The sequence below is a fragment of the Microbacterium sp. NPDC058342 genome, from assembly GCF_042723935.1.
Taxonomy (GTDB): Bacteria; Actinomycetota; Actinomycetes; order Actinomycetales; family Microbacteriaceae; genus Microbacterium.
This window is the reverse complement of record NZ_JBHXID010000001.1, coordinates 1,688,227-1,713,918: the sequence shown is the minus strand read 5'-3', so window position 1 is coordinate 1,713,918 and position 25,692 is coordinate 1,688,227. Positions and strand designations below refer to the sequence as shown.

Below are 25,692 nucleotides of genomic sequence, written 5' to 3'. Positions count from 1 at the left end.
GCAAGATGGAGTCGCCTGTCGCTCCCATCCGAACAGAAGGAGACGGATCCGTGTCCACGGTGAATAGCTTCGGTGCCAAGAGCACCCTGACGGTCGGCAGCACCGACTACGAGATCTTCCGCATCGACACGGTCGCCGGTCACGAGAAGCTCCCCTTCAGCCTGAAGGTCCTGCTCGAGAACCAGCTGCGCACCGAGGACGGCGCGAACGTCACCCGGGCGCAGATCGAGGCTCTCGGGTCCTGGGACCCGAACGCCGAGCCCGACACCGAGATCCAGTTCACGCCCGCGCGCGTGGTGATGCAGGACTTCACCGGCGTCCCCTGCATCGTCGACCTCGCCACCATGCGCGAGGCCGTCACCGCTCTCGGTGGCGACCCCAACAAGATCAATCCGCTCTCGCCCGCCGAGATGGTCATCGACCACTCGGTCATCGCCGACCTGTTCGGACGACCGGACGCGATCGAGCGCAACGTCGAGATCGAGTACCAGCGCAACGGCGAGCGGTACCAGTTCCTGCGCTGGGGCCAGACGGCCTTCGACGATTTCAAGGTCGTCCCCCCGGGCACCGGAATCGTGCACCAGGTCAACATCGAGCACCTCGCCAAGGTGATCTACGACCGCGGCGTCGACGGGGTGCTGCGCGCTTATCCCGACACCTGCGTCGGCACCGACTCGCACACCACGATGGTCAACGGACTCGGCGTGCTCGGCTGGGGCGTCGGCGGCATCGAGGCCGAGGCGGCGATGCTCGGGCAGCCCGTCTCCATGCTCATCCCGCGCGTGGTGGGCTTCAAGCTCACCGGCGAGATCCCGGCCGGTGTCACCGCGACCGACGTCGTGCTCACGATCACCGACATGCTGCGCCAGCACGGCGTGGTCGGGAAGTTCGTCGAGTTCTACGGTGCGGGTGTGGCATCCGTTCCGCTCGCCAACCGCGCGACCATCGGCAACATGTCGCCGGAGTTCGGCTCCACCGCGGCGATGTTCCCGATCGACGACGTGACGCTCGAGTACTTGCGCCTGACCGGTCGCGACGAGCAGGCCGTCGAACTCGTCGAGCAATACGCCAAGGTGCAGGGCCTCTGGCACGACGCCGACAAGGAGCCGTCGTACTCGGAGTACCTGGAGCTCGACCTCTCCACCGTGGTCCCCTCGATCGCGGGCCCCAAGCGCCCTCAGGACCGCATCCTGCTCTCCGAGGCCAAGACGCAGTTCGAGAAGGACATCGTCAACTACGCCAGCGTGTCGGAGGGCTCGGTCGAGGTCGAGGGAACCTTCCCGGCATCCGATCCCGGCAACGCACCCGGCGTCGAGCGCGAGCACGTCGCCGAGGAGGGCGTCTCCTACCAGCACGAGACGGCTCACGCCGAGTCGATGCTCGTTTCGAGCGGCGACCACGGCGCGTCCAACCCGGTCGAGGTCACCACGCCCGAGGGGCAGCGGTACATCCTCGACAACGGCGCCGTGACGCTGGCCGCGATCACCTCCTGCACGAACACCTCGAACCCGTCGGTGATGATCGCCGCAGGTCTTCTCGCACGCAAGGCGCGCGAGAAGGGCCTGAAGCAGAAGCCGTGGGTCAAGACGACCCTCGGACCCGGGTCGAAGGTCGTCACCGACTACTACGAGAAGTCCGGGCTGGACAAGGACCTCGAGGGTCTCGGGTTCTACACCGTCGGCTACGGCTGCACGATCTGCATCGGGAACTCCGGTCCGCTGATCGACGAGGTGTCGGCCGCGGTCAACGAGCACGATCTCGCCGTCACCGCCGTGCTGTCGGGCAACCGCAACTTCGAGGGACGCATCAGCCCCGACGTGAAGATGAACTACCTCGCGAGCCCCCCGCTGGTCGTGGCGTACGCCCTGGCCGGGTCGATGCACTTCGACTTCGACAACGACGCGCTGGGCACCGACGAGACGGGCAACGAGGTCTTCCTGAAGGACATCTGGCCCGATCCCGACGAGGTGCAGGCGATCATCGACACCTCGATCTCGCGCGACCAGTTCATCAAGCAGTACGCGACGGTGTTCGACGGCGACGAGCGCTGGACGAGCCTGCCCACCCCGACCGGCCCCGTGTTCGAGTGGGATGAGGACTCCACGTACGTCCGCAAGGCTCCGTACTTCGACGGCATGGGACTGACCCCGGCACCGGTCACCGACATCACCGGCGCGCGCGTGCTGGCGACGCTCGGCGACTCCGTCACCACCGACCACATCTCGCCCGCGGGCAACATCAAGGCCGGCACGCCGGCCGCGCAGTACCTCACCGAGCACGGTGTCGCGCAGAAGGACTTCAACTCGTACGGCTCGCGCCGTGGCAACCACGAGGTGATGATCCGCGGCACGTTCGCGAACATCCGCCTGAAGAACGCGCTGGTCAAGGCGGTCAACGACGGACAGCAGATCGAGGGCGGCTTCACCCGCGACTTCACCCAGGCCGGCGGTCCGCAGGCGTACATCTACGATGCGTCGCAGAACTACCAGGACCAGGGCACCCCGCTGGTGATCTTCGGCGGCAAGGAGTACGGCTCGGGCTCGTCGCGCGACTGGGCGGCGAAGGGGACGAACCTGCTGGGCGTGAAGGCGGTCATCACCGAGAGCTTCGAGCGCATCCACCGCTCGAACCTCATCGGCATGGGCGTCGTGCCGCTTCAGTTCCCGGCCGGCGAGACCTGGGAGAGCCTGGGTCTCGACGGCACCGAGGTCGTCTCGATCGAGGGCCTGACCGCGCTCAACGAGGGCATCACCCCGAAGACGGTGAAGGTCACCGCGACCCCGAGCGAGTTCTCGGCCGAGGGCCGCGAGCCCATCACCTTCGACGCGGTCGTCCGCATCGACACCCCCGGTGAGGCCGACTACTACCGCAACGGCGGCATCCTGCAGTACGTACTGCGCTCGCTGGTCTGACACCTCTCACCCGAAGGGCCCGGATGCCGCGCATCCGGGCCCTTCGCGGCCCCCGCACACCGAACACCCACCACCCGGCGATAGACTGGAGACAGTTCGCACGGCGCATCGCCGCGCACGTCGTCGAGTCGCGGAGGAGCGTCCATGCCGATCCTGCCGAGCATCACCGGCCCACGGGACCTCGACCGGCTCACGCCGGAGCAGCTCACCGAGCTGGCATCCGAGATCCGCGCATTCCTGGTCGAGAACGTCGCCCGCACCGGCGGCCACCTCGGACCGAACCTCGGCGTCGTGGAGCTGACGATCGCACTGCATCGGGTGTTCTCCTCGCCCGATGACCCGTTCATCTTCGACACCGGCCACCAGTCCTACGTGCACAAGCTGCTCACCGGACGGCAGGACTTCTCGGCGCTGCGCTCCCGCGGCGGTCTCGCCGGCTACCCGCAGCGGGCGGAGAGCGCCCATGACGTCGTCGAGTCCTCGCACGCCTCCAGCTCGCTCAGCTGGGCGGACGGCGTCTCCCGCGCGCTCACGGCCACCGGGCGCGCCGATCGGCATGTCGTCGCCGTCGTCGGCGACGGCTCGCTCACGGGCGGGATGACCTGGGAGGCGCTGAACAACATCTCCGACGACAACGACCGCAACCTCGTCATCGTCGTCAACGACAACGGACGCTCGTACGCGCCGACCATCGGCGGCATGTCCCGGTATCTGAACCGTGTCCGCACGGCCGCCGCCTATCGCGAGATGCATCGCAAGTCGGATCGACTGTTCCGGGCATTCGGACCGCTGGGGCGCGCGCTGTTCCGGGGTGTGCGCGGCGGCACACACGGATTCCTCTCGCGCTTCACCAACAACGCGGCACTGTATTCCAATCTGGACATCAAGTACCTCGGCCCGGTCGACGGACACGACATCCCGGCGCTGCTCGAGACCCTGAAGCTGGCGAAAGAGTACGGCGCCCCCGTGATCGTCCATGCGATCACGGAGAAGGGCCGGGGCTATCAGCCCGCACTTGACGACGTCGCGGACCAGTTCCATGCCGTCGGCCGCATAGATCCGAGAACCGGCGGAGCACTGTCGGCATCGTCGGGACGAGCGTGGACCGACGTCTTCGCGGAAGCGCTCGTCGAGGTCGGAGGGCGGCAGAAGAACGTCATCGCGATGACGGCCGCGATGCTGCGACCGACCGGACTGGCACCCTTCGCGGAGCGCTTTCCGGATCGCGTCTACGACGTCGGCATCGCCGAGCAGCACGCGGTCGCGTCCGCCGCCGGGCTCGCGTTCGGCGGGTTGCATCCCGTCGTGGCGATCTACGCCACCTTCATGAACCGCGCGTTCGATCAGGTGCTCATGGACGTGGCCCTGCACCGCGCGGGGGTCACGTTCGTGCTCGATCGGGCCGGGGTGACCGGTCCCGACGGTCCGAGCCACCACGGCATCTGGGACCTCGCCATGCTGCAGCTCGTGCCGGGCATCCGCATCGGCGCGCCGCGCGACGCCGCCCGCCTGACGGAGATGCTCGACGAGGCCGTCGCCGTCGATGACGCACCGACGGTCATCCGCTACCCGAAAGGGTCCGTGCCGGAGGAGATCCCCGCGATCGAGCGGCTGGACGACGGCGTCGACGTGCTCTCGCGCGACGACACCGAGGACGTCCTGCTCGTGGGCATCGGACCGTTCACATCACTGGCGCTCGAGGTCGCGTCGCGACTGCGCGCGCAGGGCATCGGCGCCACCGTGATCGACCCGCGCTGGGTGATCCCCGTGCAGTCCTCGCTGGTCGACCTGGCGCGGCGGCATCGGCTGGTGATCACGCTCGAGGACGGCATCCGCGTGGGAGGCGTCGGCACGCGCGTGCGTCAGGTGCTGCGCGAGGCCGGCATCGACACGGCAGTGGATGAGCTGGGCGTTCCCGACGAGTTCATCGATCACGCGACACGCGAGGAGATCCTCGAGGATGCGGGACTGACCGCGGCGAAGATCGCGCATGACGTCGTGGCGCAGGTACTCGGGCGCCGTGTCCCCGTCGCGCGTCAGAGCGGCGAGACCGGCGCGATCGAGATCCCGATCCACGAGACCCGCTGACCGGCGTCAGAGTCCGCTCGCGCCGTCTTCATACGCGGCATCCTCGTCGAGCACCGCCGGCCGACGCAGGGCGCGGACACGTGTCCGCGCCCGATGCGCATGCCGCATCGCGTGAGCCCACCCGCCCAGCACCGAGATCGCCGAGACGATGACCACCGTCCATGACCACGCGGACGTGAGCGCGTCGGGCAGCAGGACATCCGTGCTGGCGACATAGAGCAGCACAACGCCGAACCCGGTGGCGGCGCCGAGTGCGGTGAAGGCCAGAGCGTGGAGCCCGACGGCCCGCACGCGCACGAGCGCGCGACCGAGCAGCCAGGCCAGGGGACAGCCGGCGAGCATCACGGCCAGGCTGATCGCACCGCCGACGACAGCCCCGTAGCCGAGCAGGAGGACAGCACCCCCGGGGTCGCCGCCGGCCAGCGAGAGAAGGACGAGCGCACCGATCAGGATCGCCATGAAGACGGTCCAGGCGGTCACGGCACCCCGGGCCAGGTCGCGGAAGCCGAAGTCCATCGGATGCGCGGCACCGCCATGCGACGCCGGCGTCTTCACGGCCGGACCCCGGCGACCTGCTCGAGCAGATCGCGGACGACGCCCCGCACGCCGGGAAGCCGGGTGAAGGGGAGGCTCACGGTGAGAACGCGCAGGGCGGTGTCGAGCAGGCGGCCGGTACGGCTCCGGTCGTCGGAGTCGTCGTACGTCCAGCGCAGCACCAGCGCGAGGTAGGCCACGAACAGTGCTTCGGGGAGCCGGTCGGCGATGTCCTCGGGCAGGCGGTGCTCCGCATCCGCCACGGCGTGCCGGAACAGACCGATGGTCACTTCACGAGCGGGGGAGGACTCCCGCGAGAGCGGGTTGATCGGAGAGTCCGGTGCGATCATCGCGCTGAGGAATCCCGGGGCGACCCGCCGGTACGGCTCGAGTGTCGCCAGGCCGGTCTCGAACACGATGCGCAGTCGCTCGACCACGCCGATGGCCTCGCCGAGACGCTCGGCGGCGATCTGGGCATGCTCGTGCTGCACCTGTTCGTAGAGCTCCTGGACGAGGTGGGTCTTCGACGGGAAGTAGTAATAGGCGCTGCCTGTCGAGACTCCGGCCTCATCGGCGATGAGGCGGATCGTCGTGTCGGCGTATCCCCGTGAGACGAACGAGTTGATCGCGGCGTCCCGGATGCGGGTGCGCGTCTTCTCCGCCTTGGGCGTGAGCTCAGAACTGAACATGTTCAAATCCTAGCGCACGGGCATCCGGCGCTGCGGACACGCTGGCGCGCTCAGTTCAGGGCGTGCAGGGCGGCGACGGCATCCGCGTGCGGATCGGAGCCGCGCAGGGCGCCGGCGAGCAGATAGCCGTCTGTCAGCGCATCTCCGGTGATCATCACGCGCACGAGCTCCACGCCGCAGGCGGCGCGCAGCTGGCTCGCGCAGGCGGCGAGCACACGGCGGTTGATCTCGTCGTTGTGCGGAAGCTCGTCGGCGTCGAGCTGGCGGATCGTGTCGCGCAGGGCGGCACCGACGATGTTCGACGCGCGCTCCTTGACGTTGACGACGTCGAGCTCGAAGACGCGCAGGTCGCGGCCAGTCGGTATCGGTCTCCATTCGAACGAGGCGTGCACTCGATGCTGGTGACCGTTCAGGCCGGTCATCTCCCGCGCGGGAAGGTCACTCGCGCGGCAGCGGACGTCGATCAGCCGGTACCAGTAGAACAGCGGGAACGCGCCGTGCGATCCGGGAGCGAGCACCACCACCTCGCCGACGGCTCCGCCCATGCCGGTCTTGCGGCGGGCGGGCCGGTTGCGGATGATCGGTTTGCCGTTGCGCGTGCGGATCGCGGCCCAGCCCTCGTCCACGGTGACGATGAAGAGCTTGAGCAGTGCGGGGACCACCAGCAGGATCGTGAGCAGAGCGGTGCCGGTCTTCAGCAGACTCGACATCCCCTTGGCGCTCATCATCGTCAGGAGCATGTCCATGCCACCACTGTGCCGCCTCGCGACCGGTCGGATGCACCGAAGCCGCCCCCGGGGCGGAGGTGTTCACACGCTGTTCCTCGCGCGTTCCGCGCCCCGTCCCGGCACGGAAAGGGGCGGGAGGCGCTCAGGCCTCCCGCCCCGACGTGCCCGATGTCAATCGTGCGCGATGCCGCGGATCGGAGGATTGTGGAACGTGGTCTGGAAGACGCGCTCCGACGCGCCCTCGCGATCGAGGTAGGGCGAGGCGCCGCCGTCGATGAACGGCCAGCCGGCCCCGAGGATCAGGCAGAGGTCGATGTCCTCGACCTCGGGGACCACGCCCTCGTCGAGCATGATCCTGATCTCCTGCGCCAGACCGTCCTGCACGCGACGCAGGATGGTGTCCGCCGACGCCGGCGTCTGACCGACGTTGCCCTTGAGCGCCTTCTCGGCCGCCTTCGTCCAACCGGTAACCCGCCCGCCCTTGTCCTTCTCGACGACCGCCTCCAGCTCTGCGAGAGCATGGAAGTTCTCGTTCGCGTAGAAGCGCTCCGGGAAGGCGCGGACCATGGTGTCCTGCACATGGGCGGCGACCTTCCACCCGACCAGGTCGATGAGCTGGAAGGGTCCCATCGGCAGGCCGAGCGGAGCGAACGCCTTCTCGACCTCGACCACCGGTGCGCCTTCGTAGACGGCGCGCGCGGCCTCGCCCATGACCTTCGCCAGCAGACGGTTCACGACGAAGCCGGGGGCGTCGGCCGTGAGCACGGCGTTCTTGCCCAGACCCTTCGCGACTACGAACGCGGTCGACAGTGCGGCATCCGTCGTGGCGTCCGTCTTCACGATCTCGATCAGCGGCATGACGGCGACCGGGTTGAAGAAGTGGAAGCCGACCAGGCGCTCGGGGTGGGCGAGCTTCGCGCCGATCTCCTCCACCGACAGCGAGGACGTGTTCGTCGCGAGAATGGCGTCCTCGGCGATGATCTTCTCGATCTCGCCGAACACCTGCTGCTTGACGCCGACCTCCTCGAACACGGCTTCGATCACGAAGTCGCAGTCCGCGTAGAGGCTCTTGTCGGTGGTGCCCGTCACGAGCGAACGCAGCTTGTTGGCGGTGTCGGCATCGAGGCGTCCCTTCGCCTCGAGCTTGCCGATCTCCTCGTGGATGTAGGCGACGCCTTTGTCGACGCGCGCCTGGTCCAGGTCGGTGATGAGCACCGGCACCTGCAGCTTGCGGACGAACAGCAGCGCGAACTGACTGGCCATGAGGCCCGCACCGATGATGCCGACCTTGGTGACCTTCTTCGCCAGCGCCTTGTCGGGTGCGCCGACGGGCCGCTTGGCGCGCTTCTGCACCAGGTCGAACGCGTACATCGAGGCGGCGAACTGATCGCCGGTCACGAGCTCGGCGAGCGCCTCGTCCTCGCGGGCGAAGCCCTCCGCCTTCGTACCGCTCCTGGCCTTGTCGAGCAGCTCGAGTGCAGCGTACGGCGACTTCGGCACGGTGCCGATCTTGGACTCGAGCATGGTGCGCGCCATCTTGATGGCGACCGGCCACTTGACGGTGCGCTCGATCTTGCCCGGGACGTTCTTGCGCTCCACCTTCTTGCCGCCGAGGACCGCGTCGGCCCACGCCAGCGAGTTCTCGAGGAAGTTCGCCGCCGGGAAGACGGCGTCCATGAGGCCCAGCTCGAAAGCCTGCTGAGGCTTGAGCATCCGGTTCTGCTTCAACGGGTTCGAGATGACGACCTCGAGTGCGTTCTCGATGCCGATCAGGTTCGGGATGAGGTATGCGCCGCCCCAGCCGGGGATGATGCCGAGGAAGACTTCGGGCAGGGCGAGAGCGGCTGCGGACGCGTCCACCGTGCGGTACGTGGAGTTCAGTGCGATCTCCATGCCGCCGCCCAGGGCCAGTCCGTTCACGAAGGCGAAAGAGGGCACGCCGAGCTCGGAGAGCGATCCGAGGACTTTGTGACCGAGCTGCGCGATGAGTCGCGCGTTGTCCTTCGACCCCAGGCGACTGATGTCGGACAGGTCCGCACCGGCGGCGAGGATGTACTGTTTGCCGGTGATGCCGACGGCCTGGATCTCTCCGGCCGCCGCGCGCGCCCTCAGTCCGTCCAGGGTCTCTCCGAGCTCGGTGAGCGTCGCAGGACCCAGGGTGTTCGGTCGCGTGTGGTCGCGACCGTTGTCCAGGGTGATCAGCGCCAGCACTCTGCCCGAGGCGAGCCGGATGTCGCGCACGGGGGAGTGCGTGATGACCTCGCCCTCGGTCAGCGCCATGATGGGCGAGAAGTCGACGTCTTCGTAGCTCACTTCTTCTTCTTTCCGTCGTAGAACGGGTTCTCCCAGACGACCGAGCCGCCCTGACCGAGACCGACGCACATCGCGGTCAGTCCGTAGCGCACGTCGGGGCGCTCGGCGAACTGCGCCGCGAGCTGGATCATCAGGCGCACGCCGGATGCGGCGAGCGGATGCCCGAGGGCGATCGCACCGCCCCACTGGTTGACCCGCGGGTCGTCGTCCGCGATGCCGAAGTGGTCGAGGAGGGAGATGACCTGGATGGCGAAGGCCTCGTTGAGCTCGAACAGCCCGATGTCGTCGATGGTCAGACCGGCCTTCTTCAGGGCCTTCTCGGTCGAGGGGATCGGGCCGATGCCCATGATCTCCGGCTGCACGCCGGCGAAGGCGAACGACACCATCCGCATCTTCGGGGTGAGACCGAACTCCTTCACGGCGCCTCCGCCCGCGAGCAGCGACATGGTGGCGCCGTCCGTGAGCGGCGAGGACGTGCCGGCGGTGACGCGCCCGTGCGCACGGAACGGCGTCTTCAGCGCCGCCAGGTCGTCCATGGTCGTCTGCGGGCGTCGGCCCTCGTCCTCGGTGGCGAGGCCCCAGGCGCCATCGGCGCCGCGGATCGCCACGGAGACCAGGTCGGGCTGGATCTTCCCGGCGTCGTAGGCGGCCTGTACCTTGTGCTGGCTGAGCATCCCGAAACGGTCGGAGCGCTCCTTGGTGAGGTGCGGGAAACGGTCGAAGATGCGCTCCGCGGTCACGCCCATGTTGAGGGCGCCGGGGTCGACCATCTTCTCCGCGACGAAGCGGGGGTTGGGGTCGGCGTTGCCGCCGATCGGGTGGTGCCCCATGTGCTCGACTCCGCCGGCGAGGGCGAAGTCGTACATACCGACGCCGATGGACGCCGCCATCGTTGTGACGCTCGTCATGGCGCCGGCGCACATGCGCTCCACGGCGAGGCCGGGGACGGTCTGCGGGAGGCCGGCGAGGATCGCGACCGAGCGGCCGAGGGTGAGGCCCTGATCGCCTGTCTGCGAGGTCGCGGCGATCGCCACGTCGTCGATGCGGTCGGCGGGGACGGATGCATTGCGCTCCATCAGGCCGATGGTCGCCTTGACGGCGAGGTCATCCGCGCGGGTGTTCCAGTACATGCCCTTTTCGCCGGCGCGCCCGAAAGGGGTGCGCACTCCATCGACGAAGAAGACGTCCGAGATCTCGGCCACTCCTGCCTCCATTGGTTGGGATGCCTACAGCCTAGGAGTGCCCGTCGGGCGCCTGGAATCGGTTGGATCGAACCTACGAAGCGTCTTCCTCGGCGTCCGAATCCGGTTGCGGACCTTCTACAAAGGCAGACGCGATCTTCTGTGCAGTATGCGCAATCTGCCAAGGTCGGGCGCCGAGATCTGCAAGTGCCGCGCCGATGGCATCCGCAGTCAGCGCCGGGGGCTGCCATGCCACCCGCCGCAGATGCTCGGGGGTGAGCAGGTTCTCGGTGGGCATGTGCAGCTCCTCGGCGATCGCCTCCACGACCGGACGAGCGGCCTTCAGCCGCAGATCGGCCTCGGGATTGCGATCGGCCCAGGCGCGCGGCGGCGGTAGCGCGTCGCTCGGCACGCGTTCCCGAGGCAGATCCTCGGTGGTGCGTCCACGATCGATCGCCTCCCACCAGCGATCCAGCTGAGTGCGGCTGGCCCGCCCGTTGAACTCCTTGATCGCTGCGAGTGCGGACTTGCTCGCAGGTGCGGCGAGCACGGCTGCCAGCAGGGCCCGGTCGGGGACGAGCCGCCCGGGGGAGACATCCACCTCCTGCGCGTACTCCTCGCGGGCCGTCCACAACTCGCGGGCCACCGCGAGTTGACGCGCGCCGCGCACCTTGTGAAGGCCGCTGAGCCGGCGCCACGGCTCAGCGCGCGGCGGCTTCGGTGCACGGGTGAGAGTCGCGTCGAACTCCTCCCGGGCGATCTCGGTCTTGTCCGCGGCGACGAGTTCCCGCGCGAGAACGTCGCGGACGTCGAGAAGATGGAGGACGTCGAGCGCGGCGTACTCGAGCCACGACTCGGGAAGCGGGCGCGTGGACCAGTCGGCCGCCGAGTGCGCCTTGGCGAGCGTGATGCCGATCGTGCGCTCGACGACCGCGGCCAGGCCGAAACCGTCGCTGCCCAGCAGCCGCGACGCCAGCTCTGTGTCGAAGATGCTCGCGGGGCTCAGCCCGAGCTCCCGCAGCGAGGGCAGGTCCTGGCTGGCCGCGTGGAAGACCCACTCGGCCTCTCCGATGGCATCCTGCAGCGCGGAGAAGTCGCCGATCGCCGGCGGATCGAACAGGAAGACGCCGGTGCCGCGACGGAACACCTGCACGAGGTAGGCGCGCTGGGAGTAGCGGAAGCCGGATGCCCGCTCCACGTCCACCGCCACGGGCCCTTCGGCGGCCGAGAGCGCGCGGCAGGCGTCCTCGAACTCCGTGCGGTCACCGATCACGGAGTATTCAGCCACGTCCGCCCCTTCTCGCGCCGAGCACGGCGACGTCCTCGGAACCCGGCGGAAGCCCCGCCAGCATTCCGACCAGCTCGGCCCATGCTTGCACATGAAGGCGCAGCGGCGCCTCCGGCGTCCACGACGCGCGCAGCTCGATCTGGGCGCCGTCGCCCTCCTGCGCGAGTGAGCCGAACCCTTTCGACAGCATCTTCGTCGACGTCCCGGACGCGGCGTGATACACCGCGTCGCGCGAGTCCAGAGCATCCACCAGCCACGACCAGGCGACGTCGGCGAGCAGCGGATCCGTGCCGATCTCCGGCTCCAGAGGCGCCTGCGCGAAGGCGACGATCCTCCAGGCGCCGTCCCATGCCGGCGGCTCCTCGGGATCGTGCAGCAGCACGAAACGGCCCGTGCCGTACGCCGAGTCGCCATGGTCATCGGGACGCACGTCGGCGGCGAGCGCGAGGGCGTACGGGGCCAGGCCCGCCGGTGACGGGATCTCGCGCACGACGACGTCGGGGCGGAACGAGGTCTCGCGCAGCTCTGCCGCGGCCTCGTCGAAGAGCGCTGCGGCATCCGGGTGTGCGGTCACGTGGACAGGCTAGAGTCAGGAGGCGATGAAGAGTCTCAGGCACGCCGTAGCCATCGCGGTCCCCGCGCTCGTCGCCCTGGGCGCCGCGGCCGCGATCGCGGTGTTCTCGACGGCGCGCCGTGTGGTCACCCCGTCGGTGCGCCGCACCGACACCCGGATCGTCGCGGTCGACACCGGCGCGCAGACGATCGAGCTCACGCGCACGAGCGACACCGAGCTCCCCGGCCGCTATGGGCTGTTCACGACCGGCACCTACGGCTATGTGAAGCTCGGCGCGGTGCTCGGCGCGGATGCCAGGACCGTGCGCCGTAAGCTGCTGACCCAGATCGAACCGGGCGCGCAGGTGGACAGGGACGCCGCCTTCAGCGGCTGGTACTACGTCACCCCCAGCGAGCTGCACCTCCCCTGGGAGAGCGTGCTCATCGGCTCTCCCGTCGGCCCGTGCCCCGCCTGGCTCTTTCCCGCCGCGTCGGACACCTGGGTGATCCAGGTGCACGGACGCGGCACCACTCGCTCCGAATGCCTGCGCGCCGTGCCCGTGTTCCACGCGCTCGGACTGCCGACGCTCGTCGTGTCGTACCGCAACGACGGCGAGGCGCCGCGGTCACGGGGCGGAAGCTACGCCCTCGGCGCGTCGGAGTGGCGGGACGTCGACGCGGCGATCGGTCATGCGCTGAGGCACGGCGCACGACGAGTGGTGCTGATGGGCTGGTCGATGGGAGGGGCCATCGCCCTGCAGACCGCGGTCTCCTCGGGCCACCGGGACCGCATCGCCGCGCTGGTACTCGACTCGCCCGTGGTCGACTGGCGCACCGTACTGCGCTTTCAGGCACGAGAGGAGGGGCTCGTCGACCCGCTTCCCGGTCTCGCCATGGGCGTTCTCCAGAACACTCTGACGGCCCGATTCGGCGGAGCGGAGGGTGCCATCCGCTTCGACCGCCTGGACATGGTGGCGCGTGCTGCGGAACTCGAAGCGCCGATCCTCATCCTGCACAGCGACGACGACGGCTTCGTCCCCTCCGACGCCTCGCACGCTCTGGCCACCGCACGGCCCGATCTCGTGACGATGCGCGCGTTCGCCGTCGCGCGGCACACCAAGCTGTGGAACTACGACCAGTCGCGTTGGACGGGTGCCATCACCCGGTGGATGACGGAGCAGGGGCTCAGCGCTTCTGCGTGACCTGGCGCTTCGCGCGCATCAGCATCCCGGTCATCCCCGCGATCCGCAGGGGTGAAACGGCCTTGGTCAGCCCGATCGTCTGCGGATAGTCGCCGGGGATGGCGAGCACCTCGTCCGGGCTCAGCCCGGTGATGCCCTGTGCGAGGATGCTCGCGAAGCCGCGCGTGGTCGGCGCCTCCGGCGGCGCCGTCGCGTGCATGGCGACGACGCCGTCGACGACCTCGACGTTGATGAACACGGGGGACTGGCACTCCGCCACGCGCTCGTACATCTCGGGGTGGTCCGCGAGGTGGGCGGGCACCTCGGGGAGCTCGTTCGCGAACTCGAGGAGCAGCTCGAGGCGATCCGCCTCGGCGAGCTCGAGGAACTCGTCGCGGAACTCCGCGAGCCGCTCCGGAAGGTGCGTGTCAGTCACCCTGTGATTCTCGCACGATCAGAGCGTGCCCGGCTCGGTGCCCGTCGCGATCGGCACGCGGACGGCACTGCCCCACTCGGTCCAGGATCCGTCGTAGTTGCGCACGTTCTGGAAGCCGAGCAGGTGCTGCAGGACGAACCAGGTGTGGCTGGAGCGCTCACCGATGCGGCAGTACGCGATCACATCGTCGCCGTCGTTCAAGCCGGCCTCGTCGCGGTAGATGGCGTCGAGTTCGGCGCGCGACTTGAACCCGCCGTCCGGGGCCACGGCGCGGGCCCAGGGAACGCTCTGGGCGGTGGGGATGTGACCGCCGCGCAGCGAGCTCTCGTCTGGGTAGGCGGGCATGTGGGTGCGCTCTCCGGTGTACTCCTCGGGGGAGCGCACATCGATCAGGGGGCCGGTTCCGATGAAGGAGAGCACGTCTTCCTTGTACGCGCGCAGCGCCGAGTCGTCGCGTTCGACGACGGGGTACTCGGTCGCGGGACGCTCGGTCCTGTCGGTCGTGATCTCGCGACCCTCGGCGATCCACTTGTCGCGTCCGCCGTCGAGCAGGCGCACGTCCTCGTGCCCGAAGAGCGAGAACACCCAGAGCGCGTAGGCGGCCCACCAGTTGTTCTTGTCCCCGTAGATGACGATGGTGTCGTCCCGCGAGATCCCCTTGCGGCCCAGCAGCTCGGCGAAGCCCTCGCCGTCGACGTAGTCGCGCACGACGGGGTCGTTCAGCTCGGTGTGCCAGTCGACCTTCACCGCACCGGGGATGTGGCCGGTCTCGTAGAGCAGGACATCCTCGTCGGACTCGACGACCACCAGCCCCGGCGTACCAAGGTTCGCGGCGAGCCAGTCCGTGGTCACGAGTCGGCCGGGCGTGGCGTACTCGGCGAATTTGGCGGATGAGGTGTCGTGTTCGACGGTCACAGTTGCTCCTCTGGATGCAGGACGCGGGACGGGGTGAGGCGACGGCGTAAAGTTGAGCCGTCCCCATCGACGATAGATCCCTTCGGGCGTGCCCGCATCCGGATCGTAAGAGTATGACCTCAGGAATGTGATGACCCAGCAGACCAGCACCGGCATCGTGCATCTGACCGATCGCACGCCGTCCGTCACCGGACCGGAGATGCTGGCGGGTCTCGTGCCGCCGCCGCAGTTCGACCAGGCCACTTTCGACAGCTACCGCGCCGACCCCGCCCACCCCTCCCAGGAGGCTGCGAAGGAGACCCTGCAGCGCTTCGCCGGACGTGGTGAGCCCGCCAAGCGGGGCGGGCTCTTCCGTCGCGCGCCCAAGGAGACGCCCATGAAGCCGGGCGTGTACCTCGACGGCGGCTTCGGCGTCGGCAAGACGCACCTCCTGGCCTCGATCTACCACGCGCTTCCCGCACGCAGGAAGTACTTCGGCTCCTTCATCGAGTACACCGCGCTCGTGGGCGCCCTCGGCTACCGCAACACCGTCGACCTGCTGCGCGGAGCCGATCTGCTGTGCATCGACGAGTTCGAGCTGGACGATCCGGGCGACACGATGGTGATGACCCGCCTGCTCGGCGAACTGGTCGCATCCGGCACCCGGCTCGCCGCCACCTCGAACACGCCGCCGAACGCCCTCGGCGAGGGACGGTTCGCGGCGCAGGACTTCCTGCGGGAGATCCACGCCATGTCCGACAGCTTCCAGACCCTGCGCATCGACGGCGTGGACTACCGTCAGCGCGCGATCGACGGCAGCTCCGTCACGATGGACGAGGCAGGATACGCTGCGGCGCTGACCGCGGCAGCGTCCGGAGGCGTCGCCTCGGACGACGCCTTCCACGACGTCGTGCGCCACCTCGCCCAGGTGCACCCGTCGCGGTACATCCGGCTCATCGACGGACTGGACCTGGTGGGACTGCGCGCGGTCCACGTGCTCAGCGACCAGTCCGAGGCGCTGCGCTTCGTCGCCTTCGTCGATCGCGTCTACGACGCGCAGGTGCCGATCATCGCGACCGGCGTGAGCCTGGACGGCGTCTTCGCGGACGAGATGCTGGGCGGGGGCTACCGCAAGAAGTACCTGCGCGCGATCTCGCGCCTGAACGCGCTGACGCACTCCGCATCGGCGGCGTAACACGCTGTTCACACCCGGGCCCTCGGCGTAACACCCCGGCAACACGGCGAGCGATCCGCGGTAACGCGCACGCTCCACACTGATCTCACTCTTCCCGAAAGTGAGGTTCGAATATGGATGCCGCAGGCAACATCTCCTGGGTGATCACGGCCACGGCGCTCGTGCTGCTGATGACCCCGGGACTGGCGTTCTTCTACGGCGGGCTGGTCAAGGCCAAGAGCGTCATCAGCATGATGATGATGAGCTTCGGGGCGATCGGGCTGATCGCCGTGCTCTGGGTGCTGTACGGCTTCGCCATGAGCGCCGTCGACTCGCCGACCCAGTTCGCCGGAAACCCGTTCGCCGACTTCGGACTCGCCGTCTCCTCGCAGGAGCCCGGTGCGAACGTGGCGCTGCTGTCTGTGGCGTACGGGGCGACCTTCGCGATCATCACCGTCGCCCTGATCTCGGGTGCCATCGCCGACCGCGCCCGATTCGGTCCCTGGCTCATCTACGTCGGCATCTTCGGCACGATCGGCTACTTCCCGATCGCGGCATGGGTCTGGGGCGGCGGCTGGATCATGAACCTCGGCGCCTGGCTGTTCGGCGAGGACAGCGGAATCCACGTCATCGACTACGCCGGCGGCACGGCTGTGCACATCAACGCCGGGGCGGCGGCGCTCGCGCTCGCGCTCGTGCTGGGAAAGCGGATCGGCTTCCAGAAGGGCATCCAGAAGCCGCACAACGTCCCGCTGACGCTGCTCGGGGCGGCCCTGCTGTGGTTCGGCTGGTTCGGGTTCAACGTGGGCGCGGTCTGGCTGACGGAGGACATGGCGGGCGCGGGCCTCATCGCGATCAACACACTCGGCGCAGCGGCAGCCGGGATCCTCGGATGGATCCTCGTCGAGAAGCTCAAGGACGGCAAGCCGACCTCGATCGGGGCGGTCTCGGGGCTCGTCGCCGGTCTCGTCGCCATCACCCCGGCATGCGCGAACCTCACGCCCGGCTGGTCGGTGCTGCTGGGCGCCCTCGCGGGTGTCGCGTGTGCTCTTGCGGTGGAGCTGAAGTACCGTCTCGGCTTCGACGACTCGCTCGATGTCGTGGGGCTTCATCTCGTGGGCGGCATGCTCGGCACGGTCTACCTGGGCTTCTTCGCCACAGGGCAGGGCGTGCTCGTCGGCGGTGACCTGAGGCTGCTGGCCGTGCAGGTGATCGCCTCTCTCGGCGTGATGGCGTACTCGTTCGTCGTCTCTCTCGTCATCGGTCTCGCCATCGAGAAGACGATCGGCTTCCGGGTCAACAGCGAGGAAGAGGTCGCCGGAGTCGATCTGGTGGTGCACGGCGAGGCCGGATACGCGCTGGTGGAGTGAGTCGCGGCTAGGGTGGGCGTGTGAGTTCGACCAAGCGCATCCTCGGCGTCGTCGCCGACATGATCGGCAGGATGCTGGCGAAGGAGGATCCGAAGCGGCCCTCACGCCCGCGTCGCCCTGACGCGGTTCTCCGTCCGGACGGGAAAGGCCGTGCGGGCGGGGATTCCGCGTCCCGCGACGCGCGCCGTGTGCCGGGGGGCGAGGGGTCCGCGGGAGCGGTGCCCGGCTCCGAGACCGTGCAGGTGGACCCGGAGCGCGTGCACGATGTCAGCGTCGCCTACTCTCCCTCGCGCAACGACCTGCCCGATTCCGGGGAGGTCATCTGGACCTGGGTGCCCTACGAGGAGAACGACGGCCGGGGCAAGGACCGTCCCGTGCTGGTCATCGGCCGGCAGTCCGCTCAGCGCGTGTACGCCGTGCGGATGACCAGCAAGCCGCACGACGGAGACCGGGACTATCTGCCGATCGGATCGGGCGGCTGGGACTCGCGCGGGCGGGAGTCCTGGGTGGACATCGAGCAGCTCTACAGTGTGCATCACGAGGGCATGCGGCGGGAGGCGGCCGTGCTGGACGCGCAGCGCTATGGCCGGGTCGCCGATGCGCTGACCCGCAGATACGGCTGGGCCAAGGGGTAGCGCAGGGCTCGGATAGCATCGCGACGCGCAGACGGCAAGGCACCTGCGCGAACGGGGCTCGGCGCGCAGGGTGGGCGCATGGACACCAGAGCGACGGGATGGACCGAGGTCGCGCCGGGCGTGAACCGGCTCGACGTGGCGCACGTGAACTGCTACCTCGTCGAGGCAGAGGGCGGGTTGACGCTCGTCGACGCGGGGCTGCCCGGCACGGGGCCGCTGCTCGACTCGCTGCTTGCACGCCTGGGCGCCCGTCGAAGCGACATCGATGCGCTGCTGCTCACGCACGGTCATTTCGATCACGTCGGCATGGCGCGCGGACTGAGTCGCGACGGAGTGGGGATGCTCGTGCATCCGGGCGATGCCGCGCTGGTGCGCCACCCCTACCGCTACGCGCACGAGCGACCGCGGTGGGCGTACCCCCTGCGCTACCCCTCGGCGATACCCGGCCTGATCTCGATGGCGCGGCACGGGGCGCTGGGCGTCAAGGGTGCGGTCGCGGCGCCGCGCCTGGCCGACGGCGCGATCCTCGACGTCCCCGGGCGGCCGAGGGTGGTGTGGACTCCGGGGCACACCGAGGGTCACTGCGCGTTCGTGTTCGAGCACGTCGGGGTGACGATGTGCGGTGACGCGATCGTCACTCTCGACCCCTACACGGGGCGCCGTGGTCCGCAGATCGTCGCCGGCGCCGCAACGGCCGACAGCGTGAGGGCGCTGCAGTCGGTCGAAGCGCTTCGGGACGTGGAGACGGGCACGCTGCTTCCCGGTCACGGCGAACCGTGGAGCCGCGGCGTCGACGAGGCGATCGCCGCGGCCCGCAGGACCGGCCGGCACTGAGCGGCGGTCAGGTTCGAGGAATGTCGCTCCGGTCGGGATGAAGGACGACCTTGATGCATCCGTCGTCCTTGCGCTGGAAGACGCCGTACAGGTCGGGCGCTTCGTCCAGCGGTGCGTGGTGCGTGACGAGGTCCATGACGCCGAGCGGGTCATCGGGGGCCTGCACGAGCGGCACGAGCTCGTCGATCCAGCGCTTCACATTGCACTGGCCCATGCGCAGCGAGATCTGCTTGTCGAACATCGTCTTCATCGGCAGGATGTCGGCGTCTCCCGCGTAGACGCCGGAGAGCGAGATGGTCCCGCCCCGTCGCACGAGGTCGACGGCCGCGTGCAGGGCCGCGAGGCGATCCACGCCGGCGTGCGAGAGCATCGGCTTGGCGAGTGCGTCCGGCAGCATGCCGACGGCCTGCTGCACCGCCTTGATGCCTGGGCTGCCGTGAGCCTCGAGCCCGACCGCGTCGATCACGGAGTCAGGCCCGCGCCCGTGGGTCAGGTCGCGCAGCTCGGCGACCGTGTCATCGCCGAGGTCGAAGACATCGATCCCGTGACGGGCCGCCATCTCGCGACGTTCCGGAACCGGGTCGACCGCGAGCACCCGATGCCCGCGCGAGCGGGCGATGCGGGCGACGAATTGGCCGACCGGGCCCAGGCCGAGCACAGCGACGGTGCCGTCCGGCGGCGTCTGGGCGTATTCGACGCCCTGCCACGCGGTGGGGAGGATGTCGCTGAGGAAGAGCCAGCGCTCGTCGGGAAGGTCGTCGTCGATGCGGATGTGGTTGTAGTCGGCGAGCGGCACGCGCAGGAACTCCGCCTGTCCGCCGGGCACCTGTCCGTAGAGCTTGGTGTAGCCGAACAGCGCCGCGCCGCTGCCGTACTCGCGCACCTGCGTCGTCTCGCACTGCGACTGCAGGCCGTGGGTGCAGAACCAGCATGTGCCGCACGAGATGTTGAACGGTACGACGACCCTGTCGCCGACGTTGAGTGCCCGCACCCCGGATCCGACCTCCACGACCTCGCCCATGGTCTCGTGGCCGAGGATGTCGCCGCGATCCAGGAAGGGGCCGAGCAGCTCGTACAGATGCAGGTCCGATCCGCAGATGGCGGTGGAGGTCACGCGGATGATGGCATCCGTCGGCTCTTCGATGCGGGGGTCGGGCACGCTCTCGACGCGGACGTCGCGCTTCGCGTGCCAGGTCAATGCCTTCATGATTCGCTCCTTCTCGTGTGATCGGCCGCGTGGACGCAGCCGCCTGATGCGGGTCTGGTGGGAAGACGTCGACGATCGACGTCGAGGCCCTCGCCGCTGATCTCCACTCGCGGATCGCTGAGGGCGGCGATCGCAGCCGCCAGCCCGGTGATCGCGAGCTTCTCCCCGGGGCAGCGGTGTCCGTGCGAGACGTCGGCTCCGCCGTGGGGGATGAAGGCCTCGAGCGTCTCGTAGTCGGGGTGCTCGAGGAATCGCTCCGGCTGGAATCGCTCGGGATCCTGCCAGAAGGCGTCGTCGAGGTCGGTGCCCAGGATGTCGATGACGACCCGTCCGCCTGCCGGGACCTGCTGACCGTCGAGGTGGATGTCACGCAGCGCGCGACCGGGCAGCATCGGCACGAAGGGGGCGGTGCGTCGCACCTCTTGCGCGAAAGCCGTGGCGAGGGGACCGCCGATGAGCGTGCCGCGCTCGGCCGTCTCCGCGTGGATGCGAGCACGCCAGCCCGGACGGTCGTGCAGCTCCTTGGCGGCGAACGCCACGAAGCGCGCCACCGCGATCATCGGGCGGATGCTGTTCTGCAGCTCGACACCGGCCACGTGCGGTGCCAGCAGGCGGCCGGTGCGATCCTCGTGCCAGGACCAGTGGTGCAGCGCGGTGTGCGACGGGGGAGTGAGCTCGCCGGCGCGCACGGCGCGCACGAGCCGGGTGGTGTGTCTGTCGGAGAAGACGCGGTCGAGCACGGCTGCCACGAAGCCCGGTGTGAGGGGACGGCCGAATCCGTCGACGATCTGCGCGAGGCGGTGCGCCCAGCGCGTCTGCGCGTCGGGCGTTCCGGGGATCCCGGCCCAGCGCATGCACGCCCGGCCGAAAGCGCCGATCGCGGCGTCGTAGGCGCTGCGCCGGCCGCCCTCCAGCCACGCGTCCAGTTCGGCGCGCCACTCCCGATCGAGTTCGGGTGCCAGACGCTCGACCTGCTCGTCGAGATAGGTCACCTCAACGAAGGTCGCCTTGCGGTGGCGATGCTCCTCGCCGTCGAGGCTGTGCACGGAGCCGTGCCCGAACAGGGTCTCCTGGACGAAGCGCGGCATCGCGCCGTGCCGGGCGATGAGGTCATCGTCGTAGAAGACGCGCACGCCCTCGGTGCCCCGCACGAACAGGGCGGCGTGCCCGAGCAGCCGCATCGGGGCGGCGCGGGCGCCTTCCCGAGCGCGGGTCCAGATGCGAGGGCCGGCGTCGTAGCCGCGAAGGAGGATCGAAGGGGCATCGTCGAGGAACCGGTTGCGCATCACGTCATCGTGCCTTCGGGCCGAGGAGAGCGGAACGGGGGCGCGCGAACGGGACGGTTGTGATAGACGTCGCCGCGGTTCCGCGGCGAGCGGGCGCCGGCGCAATCCGTTCCGACCGGGGCTCCGAACCAGGAGTGAGCCGCGTCCAGCGGTGAAACCAAGGAGGAATCATGCGCTTCATCCCCACCAAGGTCCACGGCATCCTCGACTACGTCGTCGGCGTCGCGCTGATCGCCGCACCCTGGCTGTTCGGGTTCGCCGGTGTCGGCGGTGCAGCCGTCATCATCCCGATCGTGCTCGGCGTGGGCCTGATCGTCTACAGTCTGTTCACCAAGTACGAGTGGGGTCCGTTCGGACTCATCCCGATGCCGGTCCACCTCGCGTTCGACATCATCGCCAGTCTCTTCCTCGCGCTGTCGCCGTGGATCTTCGGTTTCGCCGGAGAGGCGCTGAACGTCTGGCTGCCGCACGTCGTGGTCGGTGCCGCGGTCGTCGTGGTCGTGCTCTTCTCTCAGACGCAGCCACAGGGCGCATCGGCGAAGAGCGGTGCCGTCCGCGCCTGACACTCGCGCCGCAACGAAGAAGAGCCTCGGGGGACCGAGGCTCTTCTTCGTTCTGTGTGGGCGATACCGGACTCGAACCGATGACCTCTTCCGTGTGAAGGAAGCGCGCTACCAACTGCGCCAATCGCCCCTGTGGAGTTATGCGTGCACGGTGGCACAGCTCAAGAGCATACCCGATCCGGTGCCGCGGATCCGCACCCGTCCGGAGGCCGGGCGTGGCGCGGCTGGGCGCCCCGGCTGTGACACGCCCGGCGACGCGAGGCGGTTTGGTGAAGCGGCGAACCTGGGCTAGTGTATTTCAAGTGCCCGGGACGCCGGGAACGGAATGCGGATGTAGCGCAGTTGGTAGCGCATCACCTTGCCAAGGTGAGGGTCGCGAGTTCGAGTCTCGTCATCCGCTCGAGTGCAGGAACCCCCGTCAGGGGGTTTCGGCATGTGGGTACGAATCCACCCCTGGTGGCGTGGCCGAGTGGCTAGGCACCGGCCTGCAAAGCCGTTTACACGGGTTCGAATCCCGTCGCCACCTCTCAGCACAACTGAATAGCCTTCTAGGCGCGATTGGCGCAGCGGTAGCGCGCTTCCCTGACACGGAAGAGGTCACTGGTTCGATCCCAGTATCGCGCACTCCTGAGACCCCCGGTCACCGGGGGGTTTTGTCATTCCCGGGCGCGATATAGCCACCTGCAGATGCCATCGTCAACCCCCTGCCCGCGCATCCCGCCGCTCTCTAGCGTCGAGGTGAACGGACGCCAGTCGTCCTGACGAAAGGAGTCGAGATGAACATCCTCTTCATCATCATCGCAGTCGTCGCGATCGTCCTTGCGATCACGGGTGGCTTCGTGCAGTCCCTGAACTTCCTGCTCTGGGTGGGTCTCGTGCTGCTTGCCCTCGCGGTCATCGCGTGGCTCATTCGCGCCATCTCCGGGCGCAACACGACGACGTAACCGACCGATCTCTCGGGTGGGACGAATGCGTCGACCCTGAAGAGCAGGTGCTCGCCGAGATGCTCGGCGAGCACCTGCTCTTCGGCGACGGGTGGTTCTTCACAGTGTGGGGCCGACTCATCGAGGACGATCTCGACGAGGTCGGCGTCGCCGCGGCGTAGACTTGCGGCATGGAATCCGTGTCGACCCTTCTCGTGACCTCTGTCACCGGTGTCGTCACGCGAACTACGGGCGCCTGAGCGGGCAGGGCGCAGTCGCGTCCGCAGCTGAGTCGTCACATTCCATCGTCTATCTGGAGAATCCCCGTGTCAGACATCGCCCAGCCCCGCGCCGAAGGGCGCGATGGCTTCGCCCTGTTCACCGATCGTTCCGTCATCGCCATGCGCGTCAACGGCGTCCTCAAGGACCTCGCAGCGACCGTCGCCGAGAGCGACGTCGTCGACCCGGTCACCGTCGACAGCAAGGATGGCCTCGACATCCTGCGGCACTCGACCGCGCACGTGCTCGCGCAGGCCGTGCAGCGCATCCGTCCGACCGCCAAGCTCGGAATCGGGCCGTTCATCACCGACGGCTTCTACTACGATTTCGGCGTCGACGAGCCCTTCACCCCGGAGGATCTCAAAGCCATCTCGAAGGAGATGCAGCGCATCGTCCGCGACGGCCAGCGCTTCACCCGCCGGGTCGTCACCGAGGATGAGGCCCGGGCCGAGCTGGCGCACGAGCCGTTCAAGCTCGAACTGATCGACCTGGCCGGGGGACCCGGCTCGGGCGCGGATGCCGCCGAAGGCGCATCCGTCGAGGTCGGGGCCGGCGAGCTGACGATCTACGACAACGTCGCCAAGGACGGCGAGGTCGCCTGGAAGGACCTCTGTCGTGGACCTCATGTCCCCAGCACGCGCATGCTCGGCAACGGGTGGGACCTCACCAGGGTCGCCGCGGCGTACTGGCGCGGGAGCGAGAAGAACCCGCAGCTGCAGCGCATCTACGGCACGGCGTGGCCCAGCAAGGACGAGCTGCGCGCCTACCAGGAGCGCCTGGCCGAGGCCGAGCGCCGCGACCACCGCAAGCTCGGGGTCGAGATGGACCTCTTCTCCTTCCCCGACGAGATCGGCTCGGGGCTGGCAGTGTTCCATCCCAAGGGCGGCATCATCCGCTACGAGATCGAGGAGAACCTGCGTCGTCACCTGCTGCGCAACGGCTACGACGTGGTGAACAGCCCCCACATCACCAAGAAGGATCTCTTCCAGACGTCGGGGCACTTGCAGACCTACGCCGACGGCATGTTCCCTCCGATGCACCTCGACGAGGTGGTCGACGAGGAGGGGAACGTGACCCGCCAGGGGCAGGACTACTACCTGAAGCCGATGAACTGCCCCTTCCACAATCTGATCTTCCGCGCGCGCGGACGCAGCTACCGCGAGCTGCCGCTGCGCCTGGCCGAGTTCGGCACCGTGTACCGGTACGAGAAGAGCGGAACCCTCTCAGGGCTGACGCGCGTGCGGGGACTGACCCAGGACGACGCGCACATCTACGTCACCCAGGATCAGGTGCGCGAGGAGCTCACCACCAACCTGAACCTGGTGCTCGAACTGCTGCGCGACTACGGCCTGAACGACTTCTATCTCGAGCTGTCCACGAACGAGGAGGGCAACCCGAAGTTCCTCGGCGAGCCCGAGCAGTGGACCACCGCGATCGACACGCTGCGCGAGGTCGCCCTGGAATCCGGCCTCGAACTGGTCGCCGATCCGGGTGGAGCCGCCTTCTACGGCCCGAAGATCTCGGTGCAGGCTCGGGACGCCATCGGCCGCACCTGGCAGATGTCGACCATCCAGCTGGACTTCAACCAGCCTGAGCGCTTCGAGCTCGAGTACACCGGGCCGGACGGCGCCAAGCACCGCCCGGTGATGATCCACCGGGCACTGCTCGGGTCGGTCGAGCGCTTCTTCGCCATTCTGCTCGAGCACTACGCCGGCGACTTCCCGTTGTGGCTCGCCCCCGTGCAGGTCGTGGGAGTCCCTGTCGCGGATCAGTATGCCGACTACCTCGGCGAGGTCATCGGTCAGCTGCGCGCGGCCGGGGTGCGGGCCGAGGTCGACCACTCGGACGACCGGATGCAGAAGAAGATCCGCAACCACACCACCGCCAAAGTGCCCCTCATCCTCATCGCCGGCGAGCAGGACCGGGCGGCGGGCACCGTCTCGTTCCGCTTCCGTGACGGTTCGCAGGAGAACGGGGTGCCGATCGCGACGGCCGTCGAGCGCATCCGCTCGGCGATCGCGAAGCACGAGCGCGTCATGACCTCGGAGGACCTTGCGTGAGCTCCACGCCCACTGAGCCGGGTGGCCCCGTCGAGGACGGCGGCCACCTGGCCGGTGTGCCCGACGAGTTCCAGCGGCTGTGGACGCCGCACCGCATGGCGTACATCCAGGCTGGCCCCGAGGTGCTGCGCGAGGACTGTCCGTTCTGCGAGGCACCCCAGCATCCGGACCCCGAACGGCTCGTCGTGGCCAGAGGCGAGACCGCCTTCGTGCTGCTGAACCTCTTCCCGTACAACTCCGGGCATCTGCTGGTGTGTCCGTACCGCCACATCGCGACCTACGACCAGGCGACCGCCGAGGAGGTCGCCGAGATCGGTGCGCTGACCCAGACGGGCATGCGCGTGCTGCGGGAGGTCTCACGCTGCGACGGCTTCAACCTCGGCATGAACCAGGGCGCTGTCGCCGGCGCCGGGGTCGACGCGCATCTGCACCAGCACATCGTGCCGCGCTGGACGTCGGACGCGAACTTCTTCCCGATCATCGCGAAGACCAAGGCGCTGCCCCAGTTGCTCGGCGAGGTGCGCGAGGCCATCGCGCACGCCTGGCCCCGCTGAGTCGCCGAGGA

22 protein-coding genes and 4 tRNA genes are annotated in these 25,692 nt (G+C 68.7%); 14 read left to right on the top strand and 12 right to left on the bottom strand.

Going from position 1 to position 25,692, the window contains the following annotated elements; translation table 11 throughout:
• Positions 1 to 5: 5 nt before the first annotated feature.
• Both ACFWHT_RS07950 and dxs read left to right on the top strand, forming a co-directional pair.
• A complete protein-coding gene (locus ACFWHT_RS07950; protein WP_378827088.1) occupies positions 6 to 2,912 on the top strand; it encodes an aconitate hydratase in 2,907 nt (968 codons plus the stop codon).
• A 144-nt stretch (positions 2,913 to 3,056) separates the two neighbouring features.
• Positions 3,057 to 5,000 carry a 1-deoxy-D-xylulose-5-phosphate synthase gene (gene dxs, locus ACFWHT_RS07945; protein ID WP_378827086.1) on the top strand — a complete coding sequence of 648 codons (1,944 nt, stop codon included), beginning with the start codon at positions 3,057 to 3,059 and terminating at the stop codon, positions 4,998 to 5,000.
• A 6-nt stretch (positions 5,001 to 5,006) separates the two neighbouring features.
• Here dxs and ACFWHT_RS07940 read toward each other — a convergent pair whose 3' ends face one another.
• The 7 genes from ACFWHT_RS07940 to ACFWHT_RS07910 all read right to left on the bottom strand — a co-directional run bounded on the left by ACFWHT_RS07940 (position 5,007) and on the right by ACFWHT_RS07910 (position 12,307).
• A complete protein-coding gene (locus ACFWHT_RS07940) occupies positions 5,007 to 5,555 on the bottom strand; it encodes a hypothetical protein (protein ID WP_378827084.1) in 549 nt (182 codons plus the stop codon).
• Positions 5,552 to 6,223: a TetR/AcrR family transcriptional regulator gene (locus tag ACFWHT_RS07935; protein ID WP_378827083.1), complete on the bottom strand. Its 672-nt coding sequence runs from the start codon at positions 6,221 to 6,223 to the stop codon at positions 5,552 to 5,554. Before ACFWHT_RS07935 ends, ACFWHT_RS07940 begins: the two co-directional genes overlap by 4 nt.
• Positions 6,224 to 6,273: 50 nt before the next feature.
• Positions 6,274 to 6,969, bottom strand: coding sequence for an SPFH domain-containing protein (locus tag ACFWHT_RS07930; RefSeq protein ID WP_378827081.1), 696 nt, complete (start codon positions 6,967 to 6,969; stop codon positions 6,274 to 6,276).
• A 153-nt stretch (positions 6,970 to 7,122) separates the two neighbouring features.
• The gene (locus ACFWHT_RS07925) at positions 7,123 to 9,231 is read right to left on the bottom strand and encodes a 3-hydroxyacyl-CoA dehydrogenase NAD-binding domain-containing protein (protein WP_378827952.1); all 2,109 of its coding nucleotides are present in this window, start codon (positions 9,229 to 9,231) and stop codon (positions 7,123 to 7,125) included.
• A 29-nt stretch (positions 9,232 to 9,260) separates the two neighbouring features.
• Positions 9,261 to 10,466, bottom strand: coding sequence for a thiolase family protein (locus ACFWHT_RS07920; protein WP_378827079.1), 1,206 nt, complete (start codon positions 10,464 to 10,466; stop codon positions 9,261 to 9,263).
• A 73-nt stretch (positions 10,467 to 10,539) separates the two neighbouring features.
• Positions 10,540 to 11,733 carry an HRDC domain-containing protein gene (locus ACFWHT_RS07915; protein ID WP_378827077.1) on the bottom strand — a complete coding sequence of 398 codons (1,194 nt, stop codon included), beginning with the start codon at positions 11,731 to 11,733 and terminating at the stop codon, positions 10,540 to 10,542.
• A complete protein-coding gene (locus ACFWHT_RS07910) occupies positions 11,726 to 12,307 on the bottom strand; it encodes a DUF3000 family protein (RefSeq protein ID WP_378827075.1) in 582 nt (193 codons plus the stop codon). The genes ACFWHT_RS07915 and ACFWHT_RS07910 overlap by 8 nt, the downstream gene beginning before the upstream one ends.
• Positions 12,308 to 12,332: 25 nt before the next feature.
• On the opposite strand from ACFWHT_RS07910, the gene ACFWHT_RS07905 reads away from it, so the two are divergent.
• Positions 12,333 to 13,487 (top strand): alpha/beta hydrolase family protein, encoded by a 1,155-nt coding sequence (locus tag ACFWHT_RS07905; RefSeq protein WP_378827073.1) that lies wholly within the window; start codon positions 12,333 to 12,335, stop codon positions 13,485 to 13,487.
• On the opposite strand, the gene ACFWHT_RS07900 is transcribed toward ACFWHT_RS07905, so the two are convergent.
• Both ACFWHT_RS07900 and ACFWHT_RS07895 read right to left on the bottom strand, forming a co-directional pair.
• The gene (locus ACFWHT_RS07900) at positions 13,471 to 13,902 is read right to left on the bottom strand and encodes a SufE family protein (protein WP_378827072.1); all 432 of its coding nucleotides are present in this window, start codon (positions 13,900 to 13,902) and stop codon (positions 13,471 to 13,473) included. The genes ACFWHT_RS07905 and ACFWHT_RS07900 overlap by 17 nt on opposite strands.
• A gap of 18 nt (positions 13,903 to 13,920) precedes the next feature.
• Positions 13,921 to 14,817: a sulfurtransferase gene (locus ACFWHT_RS07895; RefSeq protein WP_378827070.1), complete on the bottom strand. Its 897-nt coding sequence runs from the start codon at positions 14,815 to 14,817 to the stop codon at positions 13,921 to 13,923.
• Positions 14,818 to 14,947: 130 nt separating this feature from the next.
• Here ACFWHT_RS07895 and zapE point away from each other — a divergent pair, with 130 nt between their 5' ends.
• From zapE to ACFWHT_RS07875, 4 genes are all read left to right on the top strand, one after another.
• Complete coding sequence (zapE, locus tag ACFWHT_RS07890) at positions 14,948 to 15,991, top strand: cell division protein ZapE (protein ID WP_378827068.1); 1,044 nt, start codon at positions 14,948 to 14,950, stop codon at positions 15,989 to 15,991.
• Between the two features lie 113 nt (positions 15,992 to 16,104).
• Positions 16,105 to 17,340 (top strand): ammonium transporter, encoded by a 1,236-nt coding sequence (locus ACFWHT_RS07885; protein ID WP_378827066.1) that lies wholly within the window; start codon positions 16,105 to 16,107, stop codon positions 17,338 to 17,340.
• 20 nt (positions 17,341 to 17,360) lie between these two features.
• Positions 17,361 to 17,975 carry a type II toxin-antitoxin system PemK/MazF family toxin gene (locus tag ACFWHT_RS07880; protein WP_378827064.1) on the top strand — a complete coding sequence of 205 codons (615 nt, stop codon included), beginning with the start codon at positions 17,361 to 17,363 and terminating at the stop codon, positions 17,973 to 17,975.
• A gap of 78 nt (positions 17,976 to 18,053) precedes the next feature.
• The gene (locus ACFWHT_RS07875) at positions 18,054 to 18,809 is read left to right on the top strand and encodes an MBL fold metallo-hydrolase (RefSeq protein WP_378827062.1); all 756 of its coding nucleotides are present in this window, start codon (positions 18,054 to 18,056) and stop codon (positions 18,807 to 18,809) included.
• A gap of 7 nt (positions 18,810 to 18,816) precedes the next feature.
• Here the strand turns inward: ACFWHT_RS07875 and ACFWHT_RS07870 are convergent, their stop codons facing one another.
• Together ACFWHT_RS07870 and ACFWHT_RS07865 are read right to left on the bottom strand one after the other, a co-directional pair.
• Entirely contained in the window at positions 18,817 to 20,016 is a 1,200-nt protein-coding gene (locus ACFWHT_RS07870) for a zinc-dependent alcohol dehydrogenase (protein ID WP_378827060.1), read from the bottom strand.
• Positions 20,013 to 21,302, bottom strand: a complete 1,290-nt coding sequence (locus ACFWHT_RS07865) for a cytochrome P450 (RefSeq protein ID WP_378827059.1) — start codon at positions 21,300 to 21,302, stop codon at positions 20,013 to 20,015. Before ACFWHT_RS07865 ends, ACFWHT_RS07870 begins: the two co-directional genes overlap by 4 nt.
• 170 nt (positions 21,303 to 21,472) lie before the next feature.
• Here ACFWHT_RS07865 and ACFWHT_RS07860 point away from each other — a divergent pair, with 170 nt between their 5' ends.
• The gene (locus tag ACFWHT_RS07860; RefSeq protein ID WP_378827058.1) at positions 21,473 to 21,865 is read left to right on the top strand and encodes an SPW repeat protein; all 393 of its coding nucleotides are present in this window, start codon (positions 21,473 to 21,475) and stop codon (positions 21,863 to 21,865) included.
• A 57-nt stretch (positions 21,866 to 21,922) separates the two neighbouring features.
• Here ACFWHT_RS07860 and ACFWHT_RS07855 read toward each other — a convergent pair.
• A tRNA-Val gene (locus ACFWHT_RS07855) sits at positions 21,923 to 21,995 on the bottom strand.
• Between the two features lie 197 nt (positions 21,996 to 22,192).
• Here ACFWHT_RS07855 and ACFWHT_RS07850 point away from each other — a divergent pair.
• From ACFWHT_RS07850 to ACFWHT_RS07825, 6 genes are all read left to right on the top strand, one after another.
• A tRNA-Gly gene (locus ACFWHT_RS07850) sits at positions 22,193 to 22,265 on the top strand.
• A 55-nt stretch (positions 22,266 to 22,320) separates the two neighbouring features.
• Positions 22,321 to 22,391: transfer RNA gene (locus tag ACFWHT_RS07845), tRNA-Cys, on the top strand.
• 26 nt (positions 22,392 to 22,417) lie between these two features.
• Positions 22,418 to 22,489, top strand: a tRNA-Val gene (locus ACFWHT_RS07840).
• 152 nt (positions 22,490 to 22,641) lie between these two features.
• Complete coding sequence (locus ACFWHT_RS07835) at positions 22,642 to 22,809, top strand: hypothetical protein (protein WP_378827057.1); 168 nt, start codon at positions 22,642 to 22,644, stop codon at positions 22,807 to 22,809.
• A 380-nt stretch (positions 22,810 to 23,189) separates the two neighbouring features.
• Complete coding sequence (thrS, locus tag ACFWHT_RS07830; protein ID WP_378827951.1) at positions 23,190 to 25,127, top strand: threonine--tRNA ligase; 1,938 nt, start codon at positions 23,190 to 23,192, stop codon at positions 25,125 to 25,127.
• Positions 25,124 to 25,681 carry an HIT family protein gene (locus ACFWHT_RS07825; RefSeq protein WP_378827056.1) on the top strand — a complete coding sequence of 186 codons (558 nt, stop codon included), beginning with the start codon at positions 25,124 to 25,126 and terminating at the stop codon, positions 25,679 to 25,681. Before thrS ends, ACFWHT_RS07825 begins: the two co-directional genes overlap by 4 nt.
• The last annotated feature ends 11 nt before the right edge of the window (positions 25,682 to 25,692 follow it).

Bases quoted from the DNA above. Each gene is read 5' to 3' on its own strand.
- ACFWHT_RS07875 (WP_378827062.1), top strand. From the start codon at position 18,054: ATGGACACCAGAGCGACGGGATGGACCGAGGTCGCGCCGGGCGTGAAC.
- ACFWHT_RS07870 (WP_378827060.1), bottom strand. From the start codon at position 20,016: ATGAAGGCATTGACCTGGCACGCGAAGCGCGACGTCCGCGTCGAGAGC.
- ACFWHT_RS07930 (WP_378827081.1), bottom strand. From the start codon at position 6,969: ATGGACATGCTCCTGACGATGATGAGCGCCAAGGGGATGTCGAGTCTG.
- ACFWHT_RS07865 (WP_378827059.1), bottom strand. From the start codon at position 21,302: ATGCGCAACCGGTTCCTCGACGATGCCCCTTCGATCCTCCTTCGCGGC.
- thrS (WP_378827951.1), top strand. From the start codon at position 23,190: ATGCGCGTCAACGGCGTCCTCAAGGACCTCGCAGCGACCGTCGCCGAG.
- ACFWHT_RS07905 (WP_378827073.1), top strand. From the start codon at position 12,333: ATGAAGAGTCTCAGGCACGCCGTAGCCATCGCGGTCCCCGCGCTCGTC.
- zapE (WP_378827068.1), top strand. From the start codon at position 14,948: ATGACCCAGCAGACCAGCACCGGCATCGTGCATCTGACCGATCGCACG.
- ACFWHT_RS07950 (WP_378827088.1), top strand. From the start codon at position 6: ATGGAGTCGCCTGTCGCTCCCATCCGAACAGAAGGAGACGGATCCGTG.
- dxs (WP_378827086.1), top strand. From the start codon at position 3,057: ATGCCGATCCTGCCGAGCATCACCGGCCCACGGGACCTCGACCGGCTC.
- ACFWHT_RS07925 (WP_378827952.1), bottom strand. From the start codon at position 9,231: ATGGCGCTGACCGAGGGCGAGGTCATCACGCACTCCCCCGTGCGCGAC.
- ACFWHT_RS07860 (WP_378827058.1), top strand. From the start codon at position 21,473: ATGCGCTTCATCCCCACCAAGGTCCACGGCATCCTCGACTACGTCGTC.
- ACFWHT_RS07935 (WP_378827083.1), bottom strand. From the start codon at position 6,223: ATGTTCAGTTCTGAGCTCACGCCCAAGGCGGAGAAGACGCGCACCCGC.
- ACFWHT_RS07835 (WP_378827057.1), top strand. From the start codon at position 22,642: ATGAACATCCTCTTCATCATCATCGCAGTCGTCGCGATCGTCCTTGCG.
- ACFWHT_RS07885 (WP_378827066.1), top strand. From the start codon at position 16,105: ATGGATGCCGCAGGCAACATCTCCTGGGTGATCACGGCCACGGCGCTC.